Below are 16306 nucleotides of genomic sequence, written 5' to 3'. Positions count from 1 at the left end.
GTCGCGAAGGTTGCCAGCGGGCGGGCCGGTGGTTACCGACCCTGTCCTGGGAGGTATTCGGGCTTCGCGGTCGTGCCGCGTTACCGTTGCGCGTCAGCCCCGGACTTTCACCGGTGTTCCCCTCCCCGCCCCCACAATATGTGGATGCGCTCGAGGACTGAGCAACAAGATATGCTATCCCCTGCCGTATAACAACCTTGACAACAGAGGCCGCGGGCCGTCCCGGCCGAGACCGGCGAGACGCATCGTCAGCAGCGGACCAACGGCAACGGCCGACCGCCGCCGTGGCAGCGTCATCGGAAGGCGGTCTGCCCGGCGTTCAGGTACCGGCCTGGTGGCGACCGGACACTGGCGAGCTGTCCCCGCAGGCGGAACGGATATCAGCCCAGGCACGGGGTGATAACGCGTCGTCTCCAGGCCGTGCCAGCGCCGAGGTGTCCCGGAGACGATCACCCGTCAAAGGATGGGTCGAGAGCAACGACAACGCCTCGGGCATCTCCCCGTGCGCCTCCTCCAGGGTTTCGAAAAACCGAACGAGACCACTGGAGTCGAAACCGTTGTCGTTGAGCATGCGCATGGCCAGGCGGTCGGCTTCCGCCTCCGAGGCGCGGCTGTTCGCCGTGTTGGCCAGATACCGCACCGCGTCACCGGTGACCGCAGCCAGGCCGGAAACGTCGCCGACGATCATGCTGATCACCAGGGCATAACCACTGCGCCGGATCATCGCCTCCGTGGGGTGACGCTCGATGACGTGGGCCACTTCGTGGGCCAGCACACCGGCCACCTCGTTGGGGCCGGAGGCCCGCTGTATCAGGCCATCGAAAACGGCGATGTAGCCGCCGGGGGTGGCGAATGCGTTGACGGCGTCATGGTCGAGAATGCGGACCCGGAACGTATAGCGGCTGTCGAGATCCGACGCCAGCGTGGCGGCCAGGGTCTCCAGGTGCGCCTCGGCATCGTCGTGGTCGCAGACGCCCAATTGATCGCTGGCACTCGCCATGACGCTGTTGCCGAGCGCTTCCTCCCAGCCAAGGGGCGCCACCGCTGCGAGTGGCGCGGCCCCGAACTGCACCAGGCCCACCATGAGGGCGATAGTCACCACCAGCGCCCCGCTCCAGACCGCGAAGCGATGAAGGGTGCCGTGCTTGCCGTGGAAGCGCCGGGCCACCTTGGGAGCGACCTTCCCGAGGGCGTCGGCGAAGGCGTGGTCGTCGACCGTCAGCCGGGCGTCGGGCCAGTCCGGATGCTTCAGCCGCAGTGGCTGACCGGCGTAAACCTCCTCGGCGAGTTGCAACCGCTCACCGGCGAGCTCGGCGATCACTCGGTCCCGCTCGGCATCGGTGACGACGACCCTGCCACCCATGAGCCGGACACGAACCTCGAGTCGACGGGCGCTCTGCCCGTCGTTCCACCAGCCCTGGAACAACATGGACGAGCAGGCCTGCCGACTAGATGGCCCCGACGTCCAACGCCTCGGCAAAGCCCTCGCCGACGGCTTCGGACTCCCGTTGCTCTTGCATGATGCGCTGGTAATCCAGCTCCCCGGTCACTTCCATGGTCTCACCGATGTGCCGGATAGTACGCACCATCACCCAGGGAAGCCCCAGACCCAGCGTGACAATCACGATAAGCACGTTGGTCAGGAAAAACACGGCCAGGCCAAACGGGCTTTGGGTCACTTCGAAACGCAGCTCACCCGCCTCGAGCTGGCTGGCGACATAGCGGAACTCGGACGCGCGATACCACAGCCAGACCAGCCCCAGCGTCGGCACGGTCAGCAGCAGAGCCAACAGGAAAGGCAGGAACAGGTCGCTGCCCTTACCGTGGAACCGGAACCGCTCCGAACCGTAATAGGTATTGTTCAGAACGTTACCGGCAAGTTTCATGCGTGCGAACGGTGTGTAAAGCCCAAGCGTCAGCAACGACAACAGGCCCAACCCCATCATGAGGAACCCGTGTGACCACGCGGAGCCAACCAACCCGAAGCGTATGCTACGCAGCCTCGTCCGGCTGAACCGGTAGCGCGTCGCCGCAAAGCGCGCGGCGCCGGCGAGCACTGGGAACCCCAGAACATAAACGACCACGAGGGCGACGAAACCCACCGGCCCTGCCACCGCCGTCAGTATGCTGGCCGCGATTGCGACCAGGAACATGATCGCCACCGCCTTGAGGAAGCCGAGAAATAGCTCCAGCCCCGTTCCCGTGTATTCCAGACGCTCGCCATCGAAACTCGTCTGCGACCACAAATAGCGGCGGATCCGGGTTTTTGCCCAGAACTGATAGATGCCGAAAGTGATGATCTTCAACAGAAGATTGACGATGAAGATGACGAATAGCTCGCCTCCGCGGCCATGATGCGCGATACGGCCGCGCGCTCCGTCCGTGTGAGCGTTATTCATTGTGCTTCCCCAGTTTGTCCGGCGATTTCTTGGTGTTGGATGTGGACCTCCCGGCAGGCGACCCGAACCAGCGCGCCGCCCCTATCTCACACGCGAGCGAGATATCGCCGGCGTGCCCCGGGTTGACCGACGCAATCGGCGCCGCCATCCGCGGAGGTACCCCCAGCGCCTAGTCTACGATGTGCGCTGCGTCACAGCCAGAGTCGGATGTGATCGTGATGTGCGAGGAGACACCGTTCCCAACTTACCCCGCACGCGGCCGCGGAACTCCCCGCGAACCGTGCCTCGCAGAGGCCAGCGCGATGGTCGTTGACAAACAAAAACAGGAATCATTATCATTCCTCTCCAACAGGGAGGGATCGATCATGGCAGTCAACAACGCGGAAACCCTGACATTGCCCCGCGCTCGACAGGCGGAAACGCCACAGTCGGAACGCCCGGAACTGGACACCCGGGATCTCTTCCGCGGCAACCGCACGGTGACCATCGATCATGAAGGGGAGCGCTATATTCTGCGGCTCACCCGTAACGAACGGCTGATCCTCACCAAAGAGGAGTAACCACCGGGCCCCGACGCTCTGAGAACGAGAAGAAACTGGCGAGACGCCAAAACCATCCACGCCTCTGCAATTGTCGACGCCAGCCAGCTGCGGCATGGACGCCCGGCCAGCCAGCGCCCCTTCTTTCACCGACCCGGCCACAGGTTATTCGGCGCTCTCGGTAGGCCTGCAAGATCCGGGTTTCGGGGTTCGGGTTTCGGGGTTCGGGTCGCAAGCCTCTGCGCCGTGGCGCGGCGTTGGTCACTCCTATCCACCACCCTTTAACCGCTTGTTTCCAAAGGATAATTCGGGCCTGTCTCAGGCGGTTCCGGCCATTGCCAGCCGCGTGGATACTCCGTTGCCGGTCAACTGGTAGATCGGTTGCTCTTGGCAACCGACTCTCCCCGCACGGGCTCCGCCCTTCGCACCTGGCAGCCGACACCCGTCCCACAGGTTGACCGATGTTGGGCACCGCCTGCGGCGGTCCCCAACCTATGTGACCGAACTGTAGGGCGGAGGCTTTCAACGCCACCCACACCGGTTACCCGGCTGCAGTCGCTCCCTCGGCCACGGGACGGATGCCGCGAAGCCGCTCACCGGTGAGCTGACGGGCTGCGGCGACGAACGCGGTCAGGTAAGGCAACCCCGCCTCCTCCTCGCGCATGGCGGCATACAACGTACTCCACAACCCATCCGCACCCAGGCGGCACACGCGGATCTGGCCGCGGGAGAGGTGCTCGTCCAGCGCCCAGCTGGGCATGGCCGTCACGCCGCGACGGCTCGCGACGAGCTGGGCGATCATCACCGAAAGCTCCGAGGTGCGCACCGCCGCGGGCTCCACGCCCGCCGGGTCGAGAAACCGGGTGAACACATCCAGCCGCGACCGGCACACCGGGTAGGTAATCAACGTCTGATCGATCAGGTCCTCCGGCTCGAGATGTGCCCGATCCGCCAGTGGCGATTCCGCCGGCACCGCGAGCTGTACCTCGTGCCGGAACAGCGGCGCGTAGTGAATGCCGGTTAGGTCCGGATCCGGATCGGAGGTGATCACCATGTCGATATCACCACGCACCAGCGCCGGCAGCGGGTGGAAGCTGAATCCCATGGAGAGATCCATCTCCACCTCCGGCCAGTGCTCACGGTAGCGCTCCATGGTGGGCAGCAGCCACTGGTAGCAGCTATGGCACTCGATGGCGAGATGCAGCCGACCGCCCTCGCCGGCGGCGAGATTGCCGAGCCGCTGCTCGACGGTCTCCACCTCCGGCAGGATGCGGTCGGCGAGCTCCAGCAGCATCTGCCCCGCGGGCGCGAGGCGCAGTGGCCGCGTGCGCCGGAAGAACAGCTCCGCTCCCACCTGCGTCTCCAGCGCCTTGATCTGGTGCGAGAGCGCGCTCTGGGTGAGGTGCAGACGCTCGGCGGCGGCCACCAGGCTGCCCGTCTCGCGGATCGCCTTCAGACTGCGTAGATGACGAAGCTCCAGCCAGCCGCTCATGCGCTCTCTCCACCGGCGAGGCGTGCCAACTCACCGCCGGTCATCGCGGGCAGAGCGGACGGCGCCACCGGAAAGACGGCGAACGGTGAACCGGCCGCTGCCCACACCGTGTCGAAGCGGGTGAGATCCTCGTCGATCCAGCAACGCAATGGCTCCGGGTGCCCCAGCGGAGCGACGCCGCCGATGGCGAAGCCGGTGTGCTCGCGGACGAAGGCGGCATCGGCACGACCGATGGGCTCGCCGGCGAGGTCGGCGAGCAGAGACTCGCTCACGCGGCGATCGCCGCTGGCGATCACCAGCAGCGCGTCGCCGCTGGCCTCGCCACGGAATACCAGCGACTTGGCGATCTGTCCCACGTATACGCCCAAGGCCTCCGCCGCCTCGGCCGCAGTGCGGGTCGACTCATCCACCCGCCGGATGGCGACATCGATTCCCCGTTCGACGAGTGCGCGACGCACCCGCTCAGGCCCCTTCGCCATCGGCTCCCCCCTCGTTCAGATCCAGTGTGAGAATGCGCTGCGGCCCTGCCGGCCCGCCATGGTACAGCGCCCCGGTATCGCGGAAGCCGAACCGGCGATAGGCAGCCTCGGCTTTGTCGTTGCGCAGATTCACCGTCAGGCTGAGGCGCGCATAACGCCGCGCCGCAAGTGTGGCAATCCCGGTGAGCGCCTTGCCCGCAACGCCCTGCCCCTGAAAACGCGCGTCGATGCGAAAGCCCTCCAGCCAGGCCTCGTCCGACCGTGCTTCCGGGTAGTCGATTCCCAGTTCCGGCGGCAGCAACGCCAGCAGCCCCGCCGGGGCGCCACCCGCCTCGATACCGTACAGCGCCTCCGCGTAGCCGGTCTCCAGGTGCCGGCGTATGAGCGTGCGCGCATCGGTGACGAACTCACGCTGCTCCGCGGCGATCTCGATATCGGCGAAGCGATCGGCGTTGTCGGCGTCGATGCGCACGAGCGACACATCGGGTCGCCGGGCGTCCCGCCGCTGGCGAAAGAATAGGCGCAGCCGGTTGCTGCATGCCTCGGCCTGCACACCGCCTTCCACCTGAAACCGGTGGTTGTGGCTCACGTGCTCGTGCAGCGCGAGGGCACCGCCGCATGCGCCAGTCTTGGTGTCCGCCGCACCGTAGACCACCCGCGCCACGCGCGCGTGGACGAGCGCGCCCACGCACATGGGGCACGGCTCGAGCGTCACGTACAGCGTCGCCCCGGGCAGGCGGTAGGCATCCATCGCCTCTCCGGCCGCCCGCAGCGCCTCGATCTCTGCATGGGCGCTTGGATCCCGGCGCGCGATCGGCCGGTTCCAGCCCTCCCCCACGATCCGCCCGTCCACGACCACCACCGCCCCGATAGGCACCTCGCCGGCTGATGCGGCGCGCTCGGCGAGCGCCAGGGCGTGGGCCATGAAGGTTTCGTCGGTGCTCATGGTGGCCGTCAGCGACCAAGCAAAAAGTCGAAAGCGAAAAGCCTTGCAGGGGCCGTCACTTGAAACTTGCCGCTTTGCACTTTCAACTCGGCCCGTCTACTCCCACTCGATCGTCGCCGGCGGCTTGCCGGAGATGTCGTAGACCACGCGTGAGATACCGTCGATCTCGTTGATGATCCGGCGCGAGACGGTATCCAGGAACTCGTAGGGCAGGTTGGCCCAGCGCGCGGTCATGAAGTCCACGGTCTCCACCGCGCGCAGTGCCACCACGTACTCGTAGCGGCGGCCGTCGCCGGTGACGCCCACGGACTTCACCGGCAGGAACACCGCGAAAGCCTGGCTGACACGGTCGTAGTGGCCGGCGTTGCGCAGCTCCTCGATGAAGATCGCATCCGCCCGGCGCAGCGGGTCGGTGTACGCCTTGCGCACTTCGCCGAGGATGCGCACGCCGAGCCCGGGTCCGGGGAACGGGTGGCGGTTGATCATCTCCGCCGGCAGCCCGAGCTCCAGGCCGATTTTTCGCACCTCGTCCTTGAAGAGCTCGCGCAGCGGCTCGAGGAGCTTCAGGTTCATCTTCTCCGGCAACCCGCCCACGTTGTGATGGGACTTGATCACGTGGGCCTTGCCGGTGGCGGCGCCGGCGGACTCGATCACATCCGGGTAGATGGTGCCCTGGGCGAGCCATTGCACGTTCTCGAGCTTGCCCGCCTCCTCGTCGAAGACGTCGATGAACGTGTTGCCGATGATCTTGCGCTTGTCCTCGGGATCCTCGACGCCGGCAAGCCGGTCCAGGAACCGGTCCTCGGCGTCCACGTGGATCACGCGCACACCCATGTGGCGGGCGAAGGTCGCCATCACCTGCTCACCCTCGTCCTGGCGCAGCAGGCCGTTGTCCACGAACACGCAGGTGAGCTGGTCGCCGATGGCCTTGTGCAGTAGCGCCGCGACCACGGAGGAATCGACACCGCCGGAGAGGCCGAGCAGAACATTCTCGTCGCCCACCTGTTCGCGAATGCGCGCGACGTTGTCCTCTATGATGTTGCCCGGGGTCCAGTCGCCGGCGCAGCCGCAGATGCCGTGAACGAACCGCGACAGGATCCGCTTGCCCTGCCGCGTGTGCGTGACTTCCGGGTGGAACTGCACGCCGTAGTAGCCGCGGGCGTCGTCGCCGATGCCGGCGATGGGGGCACTGTCGGTGCTCGCGATCACCTTGAAGCCTTCGGGCAGCGCGCTCACGCGATCGCCGTGGCTCATCCACACGTCCAGCAGGCCGTAGCCCTCGGGGCTCGCGTGGTCCTCGATGTCGCGCAGCAGGCTGGAGTGGCCACGGGCGCGCACCTGGGCGTAGCCGAACTCCTTGTGGTCCGAGGCCTCCACCGCGCCGCCGAGCTGGGCGGCCATTGCCTGCATGCCATAGCAGATGCCAAGCACGGGCACGCCGAGCTCGAACACTGCCGAGGGAATGCGTGGGGTATGCTCGAAGTGCACCGATTCGGGCCCGCCGGAGAGGACGATCCCCTGCGCGCCGAACTCCCGCACGGCCGCCTCGGCCATATCGCACGGGTGGATCTCGCAATACACCCCGGCCTCGCGCACGCGCCGGGCGATGAGCTGGGTGTACTGGGAGCCGAAGTCGAGAATCAGAATGCGGTGGGCGTGAATATCCTGGGGCATGGGCGTTCCGGAACGTCGCGGATGGGGTGGACTTAGCGCCGAATTCGAAACCGCAAGGATACCGCATCAGCACGGGTTTCACGATAATGCGGGCGGTTGCGCCTCGCGGGCTGACTGCCGGACGCCGGCGTCAGCGCACGCGCAGGCCGTACTTCTTCAGCTTGCGGAAAACCGTCGGCTGGCTCGTGCCGAGGTATTCCGCCACCTCGTAGGTGCTGCGGCAGTGACGCAATGCCTGCGTCAGCGCCTCGCGCTCGGCCTCGGCGACGGCCTGGGCGAGCGTGCGGCCAGGGGCCGGCGCAGGCGGCGCCGGCGCCGCGGCGTCGGCATTGGCCGCCGGAATCGCCGCGGTGGCCTGAATGACATCGCCCTCGCTCGCCACGTACAGCCGCTCGAGGCGATTCTCGAGCTCGCGCACGTTCCCCGGCCAATCGCGGCTCAGCAACTCTTGCCAGCACTCTGGTGCGAGCACCTTGCCGCCGCCGTAACGCTCGTTGAGCCCGGCGAGCACGTGGTTGACGAGCACGGGAATATCCTCGCGGCGCTCGCGCAGTGGCGGAATGGTCACCGGCACCACGTTCAGCCGGTAGTAGAGATCGGCGCGGAAACGCCCCTCGGCCACCAGGCGTTCCAGATCCTGGTTGGTCGCCCCCACCAGGCGGAAATCGATGGTCCCCGGTCGTGTGCTGCCGAGCCGGGTGACACGGCCGTCCTGAATCACCTTGAGGAGCTTCGCCTGCACGGCGAGCGGCAGCTCCGCGATTTCGTCGAGAAACAGCGTGCCGCCGTCGGCCTGCTCGGCGAGCCCCGGCTTGCCCTCCCGTGAGGCGCCGCTGAATGCCCCGGTGACGTAGCCGAAGACCTCCGACTCGAACAGCGTCTCCGGGATGGCACCACAGTTCGCCTCCACGAAAGGGCCGTCACACCGCGGGCTGTGGCGGTGCAGCAGGGTCGCGAAAGCGGTCTTGCCGACGCCGGACTCGCCAAGCAGGAGCACGTTGGCGTCGGTGGGCGCGACCCGCTGCAGCAGCGAGACCAGCTCACGCATGATGGCGCTGCGGAAGTGCAGCCCTTCCAACGCCATGTCGTCGGTGGCCGCCGGCGTCTCCCGCGCCGCCAGCCGCCGCTGCAACAGCTCGTACTCCCGCTGCAGGAGCTGGATGTCGGTCATGTCCTTGGAGAAGCTGATCACCCGTACCAGACGGTCGCCGTCCCAGACCGGATACGCCTCGGCCATCACCGAACGCCCGGTGCGGGTGTGCTGCATGAGCTGGCACTCGGCCCGGGTACGCAGCACCTCCGCGGTGATGGACGGCGAAAACACGCCCTCGCGCTCCAGGTCGTAGACACTGGCCCCGACGAGCGCCTCTGCCGACACGCCATAGACCGCCGTGCAGCTCGCGCTGGCGCGCAACACCCGGCCCTCGCCATCGGCAATGACGATGTGATCGTGGGAGCGCTGGAGAATGGTGTCGCGCTCCAGGGCTGTCGCACGGCTATCGGCGGCCACGGGCATACGAGCTCCGACAAATGAACCGTTAATGAATCATTAATTCTATAGTGATTCGAACGGCATTCCAAACGATTCAGATTTGATTCAAAAACGAAACCAACCTCATATAAATCAGTATGTTATGAACTGGCATGGTTATCGCTTTGCACTTGGCAACGCCCAGAACGATGACAGGCCTACGAGGAGAGATCGCCATGGGAGAGCGAACGCTCAACCAGCCACTCAGCGGTAACACCATGCCGCGCTTCGGCGGCCCCGCCACCATGATGCGGCTGCCCACCCGGGAAGGCGCCGCCGGCCTGGACGCCGCCTTCGTCGGCGTGCCGCTGGATATCGGCACCTCCAACCGCCCCGGCGCGCGCCTGGGGCCGCGCCAGATCCGCGACGAGTCGCGCATGCTGCGGCCCTACAACATGGCCACCCGCGCCGCGCCCTTCGACAGCCTGCAGGTCGCCGACATCGGCGATGTGCCCATCAATACCTTCGACCTGAAGAAGAGCGTCGACATCATCCACGACGCCTACCGCGAGATCGTCAGCCACGGCTGCCGGCCGCTCACCCTGGGCGGCGATCACACCCTTGCCCTGCCCGTCCTGCGCGCCATGGCCGACCGCTACGGCCCCGTGGGCGTGGTGCACGTGGACGCCCACGCCGATATCAACGATCAGATGTTCGGCGAGCGCATCGCGCACGGCACACCGTTTCGCCGCGCCGTCGAGGAGGGCCTGCTCGATCCGCAACGCGTCGTCCAGATCGGGCTGCGAGGTACCGGCTACGCCGCCGACGACTTCGACTGGTCCCGGGAGCAGGGCTTTCGCGTGGTGCCCGCGGAGGCGTGCTGGTACCGCTCCCTCACGCCGCTGATGGCCGAAGTACGCGAGCAACTCGGCGCGGGGCCCGTCTACATCAGCTTCGATATCGACGGCATCGACCCGGCCTTCGCCCCCGGCACCGGCACCGCCGAGATTGCCGGGCTCACCGCACCGCAGGCGGTGGAGATCGTGCGCGGCTGCCAGGGCCTGGACGTGATCGGCGGCGACCTGGTGGAGGTTGCCCCGCCCTACGATCCCAGCGGCAACACCGCGCTGCTCGGCGCCAATCTGCTCTACGAGATGCTCTGCGTGCTGCCGGGCGTGACTTACCGCGACTGAGAAACGTGGGGTGCCCGCCACGGGCGCCCCCGACAATCGGGACGACCCACGTCCCCGAGGAGGAGATGCGATCATGTCGGATTACTACGAACGCGCGCAAAGCGAGAACGTCGTGCTCGACGACACCTCCGCGGCCGACACCCCCGGCTTTGGGGCGGCCGGCCTGCTGAAATTCCTGGTGCCCTCGCTCATCGGCGCGCTGATGTTCCTCACCCCCATCGTGGTGGACGGCCAGGTCACCATCGGCATGGGCGTGCTCTCGGACTGGCTCAAGGCCACGTTCTCGGACTCGTTGCCGGCCGTGGCGGCCACCGTGCTCACCATCTCGGCAGTGGCCTCCGCGGTGGTCGCCGTGTTGCCCGCCGGGCGCCTGCCCGACAACCGCCTGATGAACCTGCTGCGGGTGGGCCCGGGCTACCTCGCGCTGCGCGTGACCGGCGCGGTGTTCGCCGTGATGACACTCTTCGAGATCGGGCCCGAATGGGTCTGGGGCGCGGCGACGGGCTCGGTGGTGCTCAACGACCTGGCGCCGGTGCTCATCACCTTCTTCTTCGCCGCCTCCATCCTGCTGCCGTTTCTGGTGGATTTCGGCCTGATGGAGTTCATCGGCACGCTGGTGCGCAACGTCTTCCGCCGGGTGTTCAACCTGCCGGGACGCTCGGCCATCGATGCCACCGCCTCCTGGCTCGGCTCCGGCACCGTGGGCGTGCTCATCACCACCCAGCAGTACGAGCGCGGCTTCTACTCCAAGCGCGAGTCCTCGGTAATCGCGACCAACTTCTCCATCGTCTCCATCGCCTTCGCGGTGCTGGTCACGAGCTTCGTGGATCTCAACCACCTGTTCGTGCCCTTCTACGCCACGGTGGTGGTGGCCGGGCTCATAGCCGCGCTGGTGGTGCCGCGCCTGCCGCCGCTCTCGCGCAAGCCCGACGAATACAACGAGGCCACCGGCCGGCGCATCCGCGAGGAGGTCCCCGAGGGCACGTCACTGTTCGCCTGGGGCGTGCGCCAGGCCGTGGCCCGCGCCGAGCGCGCCCCCGCCGCGCCGGTGCTCGCCCGTGATGCCGCGGTGAACTATCTGGACATCCTCTTCGGGCTGCTGCCCCTGGTCATGGCCATCGGCACCCTGAGCCTGGTGGTCGCCGAGCACACGCCGCTGTTCCAGTACCTCTCCTACCCGTTCGTGCCGGTGCTGGAGTGGATGGCGATCCCCGAGGCGGAGAAGGCCGCCCCGGCCATGCTCGTGGGCTTCGCGGACATGTTCCTGCCGGCGGTGCTCGCCCAGGGCATCGAGAGCGAGCTCACCCGCTTCGTCATCGCTTGCGTGTCGCTCACCCAGCTCATCTACATGTCGGAGATCGGCGTGCTGCTCATGAAATCGAAGATCCCGCTCGGCTTGTGGGAACTGGCGGCGATCTTCCTTCTGCGCACGGTGATCACGCTGCCTATCATCGTCGCCATCGCCCACTGGGTGGTGTTCTGAGGTGGCTGCGACGACGACCTGCGGCGAACGCCTGGTGGAGCTGCTGGAAGGCTACGGGGTGGAGACGGTATTCGGCATCCCCGGCGTGCACACCGTGGAGCTCTACCGCGGGCTGCCGGCCACCGGTATCCGTCATGTCACCCCGCGCCACGAGCAGGGCGCGGGATTCATGGCCGACGGCTACGCCCGCGCCAGCGGGCGGCCCGGGGTGTGCTTCGTGATCTCGGGGCCCGGCGTGACCAACATCGCCACCGCGATGGGTCAGGCCTACGCCGACTCGGTGCCCCTGCTCGTGATCTCGAGCGTCATCCACTCCGCCCACCTCGGCCGCGGCGAAGGACGGCTCCACGAGCTGCCGGACCAGCGGGCGCTCACCGCAGGCATCACCGCCTTCAGCGAGACCGTGCGCGACCCGGCCGCCCTGCCCGATGCCCTCGCCCGGGCGTTCGCGGTATTCCGTGGGCGGCGGCCGCGTCCGGTGCACCTGGAGATCCCCATCGACGTCATCACCCGGGATGCGAGTGCCGTGCCCCGGCGTATCGCCGCCCCACCCGCGCGCCCGGCACCTGCGCCGGCAGCCGTCGAGCGCGCCGCGGACCTGCTCCGCGACGCCCGCCGCCCCGTGCTGTTGCTCGGCGGCGGCGCCGTGGCGGCCGGCGCGCTCGCGGCGACGCTCGCCGAGCGCCTCGACGCCCCCACCACACTCACCATCAACGCCAAGGGCCTGCTGCCGGCGTCTCATCCGCTCAATCTGGGGTCCAACCAGTCTCTGACAGCCGTACGACAACTCGTGCGCGAGGCGGACGTGGTGCTCGCCGTGGGCACGGAGCTCGGCGAGACCGACTACGACGTAGTCTTTGACGGCGGCTTCACCATCGACGGCACGCTGATCCGGGTGGACATCGACCCGGATATGCTCGACGCCAATCACCCGGCGAGCCTCGGCATGCACGCCGACGCCACCCTCGCCGTCGAGGCGCTGCTTGCCGCGCTCGACCACGGCGCGCTGGCGCGGGAGGCCGCCGGCGCCGACCGTACCCGGGCAGCACGAGCAGCGCTCGCCGGCGAGCTGCCCACGGCCTGGGCCGGCCACCGGCGCGTCTTCGAAACCGTACGCGCCGCCCTGGACGACCCGATCTTCGTGGGCGACTCCACCCAGCCGGTGTATTCCGGCAACCACCTGGTGGACACGGACAGGCCGCGGCGTTGGTTCAACTCGACGACCGGTTACGGCACCCTCGGCTACGCGCTGCCGGCGTCAGTCGGCGCCCGCCTCGCCGGACCCGCGCGCCCTGTGGTCTGCCTGGTGGGCGACGGCGGTCTGCAGTTCACCTTCAGCGAGCTCGCCGCGGCCGTCGAAGCCGGCGCGCCGGTGATCGTGCTGCTGTGGAACAACGACGGTTACGGCGAGATCAAGCGCTACATGCGTGGCCGCGGCCTACCGGAGATCGGCGTCGATCTCTACACGCCGGACCTGCTCGCCGCCGTGGCGGCCTTCGGCTGCGAAACCGCCGCCGTCGACAACCTCGCCGCCCTCGAAGCCGCCGTGCGCGATGCGGCTACTGCCCAACGCCCCACCGTGATCGAGATCCGCGAGGACGCTCCGTTCCTCGCGAGCGACTAATTGCGGAGCACGCCATGACCATCCAGCAATTCATCGACGGCCGCCTTGTGCCCTCCGCGAGCGACGACACCCTGGCGGTCCATAACCCGGCCACCGAAACGGTGATGGACCAAGTGCCGCGGGGCGCGCCGGAAGACGTGAACCGCGCGGTTACCGCCGCCCACCGCGCCCTCGCGTCATGGCGGGCACTCACCACCGTCGAGCGCGGCCGCTACCTGCTCGCCATCGCCGACGAGCTCGAGCGCCGCGGCGAGGAGATCGTGCGCCTGACGAGCCGCAACAACGGCAAGCCGCTGGCGGAAGCCCGCATCGACCTCGGCGACGCCGTGGCCACCTACCGGTATTACGGCGAGCACGCCGAGGCGCTACTCGACGCCCGCCAGAACGCGGACGTAGCGGTCGCCATGCCGGGATACGCCTCGCGCCTGCGCCTGGAGCCCGTGGGCGTGGCCGCGCTCATCGTGCCGTGGAACTTCCCGCTGGTGACCACGGCCTGGAAGCTCGCACCGGCGCTGCTCGCCGGCTGCACCGCGGTGCTCAAACCCTCGGAGGTCACGCCGCTGCCGGAGATGGTCATGGCGGAAGTCGCCGAGACGGTCGACCTGCCCGCAGGCGTGCTCAATATCGTCAACGGCACGGGCGAGCACGTGGGCGCCCCCCTGACCATCCATCCGGACGTCGCCAAGGTCTCGTTCACCGGCAGCAACCCGGTGGGCGCGCAGGTCATGCGCGCGGCGGCGGCGGACGCCCGCAATATCAGCCTCGAGCTCGGCGGCAAATCGCCCATCGTGGTGTTCGAGGACGCCGATCCGGACCAGGCGGTGGAGTGGATCATGGCCGGAATCTTCTTCAACGCCGGCCAGATCTGCTCCGCGACTTCGCGGCTGTTGGTCCACGAGTCGGTCGCGGAAGCCGTGCTGCCGCGGCTCAAGGCCGCTGCCGAGGCCCTCGCCCTGGGCGACCCGCTCGACGAGGCGACGGAGATGGGCCCGCTCACCACCCGCGCCCAGTACGACAAGGCCCTCACCTACTTCCGGCAGGCCGTGAGCGAGAACCTCGTCTGCCTGACCGGCGGCACCGCGTCGAACCGCGCGCACGGCTACTTCGTCGCGCCCACGGTGTATACCCACGTGCCCACGGACAGCCGCCTGTGGCGCGAGGAGATCTTCGCCCCGGTGCTCTGCACCCGCACCTTCGCCAGCGAGGACGAGGCCGTCGCGCTCGCCAACGACTGCGCCTACGGCCTCGCCGCCACCGTGGTGAGCGCGGACACCGAGCGCGCCCACCGCGTCGCCGACCGCCTCGAGGCCGGTCACGTCTGGCTCAACGGCCCCCAAGTGATTCTGCCGGAGACTTCCTGGGGCGGCCACAAGGCAAGCGGCATCGGCCGCGAGCTCGGACCGTGGGGGCTACACGCGTTCCTCGAGGTGAAACACGTGAGCTACCCGCGGTAGCGGCCCGAGTCGCGTCGACCCGGACAGAATATGCCGGTATGGTTGCGTGCCGCCATCAAGTACCCGATGGCGCGCAACAGACCTGCAGGGCAACTTACGGGCGCGTTTCCGCAGAGCGAGGGCGAATGACTGCACGCAAGGATGAGGCGATGCAAGCCATCGGCGTCGGCCTGGTCGTGCTCGCGGCGTTCTTCTGGGGCGTCTCGGGCGGCTTGGCCGGTATTCTCATGGAGCGGGGCTGGGAGCCTCTGGTGATCTCCTTCTACCGAGGTGCGCTGGGTCTCGCCTGTCTCGCCGCCTGGCTTGTCGTTCATCCCGGCTCGCACAGACCCGCCAACCGCCGCATGGTCTGGTGGTCGATCGCCGCCGGAATCGGGGTCACAGGCAACTTCACGTTCTATTTCATCAGCATCGGCGAGGCCAGCGTGGCGGTGGCGGCCACGCTCATGTACACCGCACCCGTGTACGTGTACCTCGTATCGATTGCCGTCGGCATCGAGCGCGCGAGCACCTTGAAGTCGCTGGCGGTTATCGCCGTGTTGACAGGTATCGTCCTGCTGACGGGCCTTACCAACGGCAACGCTTCCAATGTCACCGCAACCGGCGTTGCAGCAGGCCTGGCATCGGGCCTGTCCTACGCCCTTTTCATTTTCGGGTTCCGATACGCTTCGGCGGAGAGCTCCGCCGAAACCGCCCTGAGCATCGGCCTGCTGACTCTCACCGCACTGCTCCTTCCGCTGATCGATCGCGAGCAGGCCGTGGCCGTCCTGTTCTCGCCGGACCTCTACCTGTTCGTCCTCCTGGGGCTTTTCGGAGCCGGCGTGTCGTTCGTGCTCTACATCGTCGGACTGCGGATGACCTCGCCCGCGATCGCCTCGATTGTCGCCATGATCGAACCGGTAACCGCGGCGACGTTCGGATTCGTCGTCCTGAGCCAGTCACTGGGAATGACGCAGCTCGCGGGTATGGCCCTTATCGTCGCCACAGCGGGCGCATTGAGCACCGCCCGGAAATAACACCCCGCCGGAACGGTGCCGTTCATCGCAGCACCAGGCGCCTGACCGATCGACCAACCTTGCGACGGGTATTGCCATGTCCCGGCGTTCGTCAGCGCGTCAGTTCGCTCCGACACGCCTCGCCGGTATGCCGTCGCAATGGGCTTGCGACATCCCGGGTCAGTGGCCTCGACGGTCAGGGGCGCGAGGCGTGCTGTGTGGCGAGGCCCTACACGAGCGACGAGCAACGCGGCCCACAGACGCGCTGACGAGCGCGCGAAGGGAGCCGCTGTGCGGCTCGCGACATGGCAATACTCGTCGAAAGGTAGGGAGCGCAGGGCCGTGCCTTGCTGTACCGACCTTGTATGTTGCCGCCGAAGGCTTAGCTAGTCGGTCCTGAAAAACTCGCAACCGACTGATGCGGCGTAGATTTCGGCGTTTCCCAGCGTTCTGGAATCGCCGGTTTTTGGTACGCTCAGGGCAGTTTCCCTGCAATAACGGACGGTGTTGGATGGGTCCTCGGGACGAGCGGCGCACGCCGCAGGACGATCTCTTCC

General features: G+C 67.6%; 13 protein-coding genes, 1 pseudogene and 1 riboswitch. Of the genes and pseudogenes, 6 read left to right on the top strand and 8 right to left on the bottom strand.

The window, feature by feature from the left end; genetic code table 11:
• Window positions 1–31: 31 nt before the first annotated feature.
• Window positions 32–171: riboswitch (cobalamin riboswitch) on the bottom strand.
• Window positions 172–319: 148 nt separating this feature from the next.
• Entirely contained in the window at window positions 320–1429 is a 1110-nt protein-coding gene (locus ACPEES_RS09715) for a M48 family metallopeptidase (protein ID WP_435103271.1), read from the bottom strand.
• 19 nt (window positions 1430–1448) lie between these two features.
• Complete coding sequence (locus tag ACPEES_RS09710; RefSeq protein ID WP_435103270.1) at window positions 1449–2399, bottom strand: YjgN family protein; 951 nt, start codon at window positions 2397–2399, stop codon at window positions 1449–1451.
• A gap of 365 nt (window positions 2400–2764) precedes the next feature.
• On the opposite strand from ACPEES_RS09710, the gene hemP reads away from it, so the two are divergent.
• On the top strand, window positions 2765–2959 hold the full coding sequence (hemP, locus tag ACPEES_RS09705; RefSeq protein ID WP_435103269.1) for a hemin uptake protein HemP: 195 nt from the start codon (window positions 2765–2767) through the stop codon (window positions 2957–2959).
• 520 nt (window positions 2960–3479) lie between these two features.
• On the opposite strand, the gene ACPEES_RS09700 is transcribed toward hemP, so the two are convergent.
• From ACPEES_RS09700 to ACPEES_RS09675, 6 genes and pseudogenes are all read right to left on the bottom strand, one after another.
• Complete coding sequence (locus ACPEES_RS09700) at window positions 3480–4430, bottom strand: LysR family transcriptional regulator (protein WP_435103268.1); 951 nt, start codon at window positions 4428–4430, stop codon at window positions 3480–3482.
• Window positions 4427–4909: a YbaK/EbsC family protein gene (locus ACPEES_RS09695; RefSeq protein WP_435103267.1), complete on the bottom strand. Its 483-nt coding sequence runs from the start codon at window positions 4907–4909 to the stop codon at window positions 4427–4429. The genes ACPEES_RS09700 and ACPEES_RS09695 overlap by 4 nt, the downstream gene beginning before the upstream one ends.
• Window positions 4893–5381, bottom strand: coding sequence for a GNAT family N-acetyltransferase (locus ACPEES_RS09690; protein ID WP_435103348.1), 489 nt, complete (start codon window positions 5379–5381; stop codon window positions 4893–4895). The genes ACPEES_RS09695 and ACPEES_RS09690 overlap by 17 nt, the downstream gene beginning before the upstream one ends.
• Window positions 5382–5405: 24 nt before the next feature.
• A pseudogene (gene tadA, locus ACPEES_RS09685) lies at window positions 5406–5855 on the bottom strand (tRNA adenosine(34) deaminase TadA); the annotation flags it as partial.
• A gap of 96 nt (window positions 5856–5951) precedes the next feature.
• Window positions 5952–7529 carry a glutamine-hydrolyzing GMP synthase gene (guaA, locus tag ACPEES_RS09680; RefSeq protein WP_435103266.1) on the bottom strand — a complete coding sequence of 526 codons (1578 nt, stop codon included), beginning with the start codon at window positions 7527–7529 and terminating at the stop codon, window positions 5952–5954.
• A 130-nt stretch (window positions 7530–7659) separates the two neighbouring features.
• Window positions 7660–9045, bottom strand: a complete 1386-nt coding sequence (locus ACPEES_RS09675; RefSeq protein ID WP_435103265.1) for a sigma-54 interaction domain-containing protein — start codon at window positions 9043–9045, stop codon at window positions 7660–7662.
• A 191-nt stretch (window positions 9046–9236) separates the two neighbouring features.
• Between ACPEES_RS09675 and speB the strand changes: the two genes are divergently transcribed.
• From speB to ACPEES_RS09650, 5 genes are all read left to right on the top strand, one after another.
• Entirely contained in the window at window positions 9237–10193 is a 957-nt protein-coding gene (gene speB, locus ACPEES_RS09670; RefSeq protein ID WP_435103264.1) for an agmatinase, read from the top strand.
• Window positions 10194–10266: 73 nt separating this feature from the next.
• Window positions 10267–11676 (top strand): YjiH family protein, encoded by a 1410-nt coding sequence (locus ACPEES_RS09665; RefSeq protein WP_435103263.1) that lies wholly within the window; start codon window positions 10267–10269, stop codon window positions 11674–11676.
• A 1-nt stretch (window position 11677) separates the two neighbouring features.
• Window positions 11678–13300 carry a 5-guanidino-2-oxopentanoate decarboxylase gene (locus ACPEES_RS09660; protein ID WP_435103262.1) on the top strand — a complete coding sequence of 541 codons (1623 nt, stop codon included), beginning with the start codon at window positions 11678–11680 and terminating at the stop codon, window positions 13298–13300.
• A gap of 14 nt (window positions 13301–13314) precedes the next feature.
• Window positions 13315–14754 (top strand): aldehyde dehydrogenase family protein, encoded by a 1440-nt coding sequence (locus tag ACPEES_RS09655; protein ID WP_435103261.1) that lies wholly within the window; start codon window positions 13315–13317, stop codon window positions 14752–14754.
• A 125-nt stretch (window positions 14755–14879) separates the two neighbouring features.
• Window positions 14880–15770 carry a DMT family transporter gene (locus ACPEES_RS09650; RefSeq protein ID WP_435103260.1) on the top strand — a complete coding sequence of 297 codons (891 nt, stop codon included), beginning with the start codon at window positions 14880–14882 and terminating at the stop codon, window positions 15768–15770.
• Window positions 15771–16306: the final 536 nt, after the last annotated feature.

Origin of the sequence: Arhodomonas sp. AD133, assembly GCF_051195215.1 — a bacterium.
Lineage (GTDB): Bacteria > Pseudomonadota > Gammaproteobacteria > Nitrococcales > Nitrococcaceae > Arhodomonas.
The sequence above is the reverse complement of the archived record's forward strand: the minus strand, read 5'-3'. Positions and strand labels throughout refer to the sequence as shown.

Bases quoted from the DNA above. Each gene is read 5' to 3' on its own strand.
- ACPEES_RS09695 (WP_435103267.1), bottom strand. From the start codon at position 4,909: ATGGCGAAGGGGCCTGAGCGGGTGCGTCGCGCACTCGTCGAACGGGGA.
- ACPEES_RS09710 (WP_435103270.1), bottom strand. From the start codon at position 2,399: ATGAATAACGCTCACACGGACGGAGCGCGCGGCCGTATCGCGCATCAT.
- ACPEES_RS09665 (WP_435103263.1), top strand. From the start codon at position 10,267: ATGTCGGATTACTACGAACGCGCGCAAAGCGAGAACGTCGTGCTCGAC.
- ACPEES_RS09700 (WP_435103268.1), bottom strand. From the start codon at position 4,430: ATGAGCGGCTGGCTGGAGCTTCGTCATCTACGCAGTCTGAAGGCGATC.
- ACPEES_RS09650 (WP_435103260.1), top strand. From the start codon at position 14,880: ATGACTGCACGCAAGGATGAGGCGATGCAAGCCATCGGCGTCGGCCTG.
- ACPEES_RS09675 (WP_435103265.1), bottom strand. From the start codon at position 9,045: ATGCCCGTGGCCGCCGATAGCCGTGCGACAGCCCTGGAGCGCGACACC.
- guaA (WP_435103266.1), bottom strand. From the start codon at position 7,529: ATGCCCCAGGATATTCACGCCCACCGCATTCTGATTCTCGACTTCGGC.
- hemP (WP_435103269.1), top strand. From the start codon at position 2,765: ATGGCAGTCAACAACGCGGAAACCCTGACATTGCCCCGCGCTCGACAG.
- ACPEES_RS09715 (WP_435103271.1), bottom strand. From the start codon at position 1,429: ATGTTGTTCCAGGGCTGGTGGAACGACGGGCAGAGCGCCCGTCGACTC.
- speB (WP_435103264.1), top strand. From the start codon at position 9,237: ATGGGAGAGCGAACGCTCAACCAGCCACTCAGCGGTAACACCATGCCG.
- ACPEES_RS09655 (WP_435103261.1), top strand. From the start codon at position 13,315: ATGACCATCCAGCAATTCATCGACGGCCGCCTTGTGCCCTCCGCGAGC.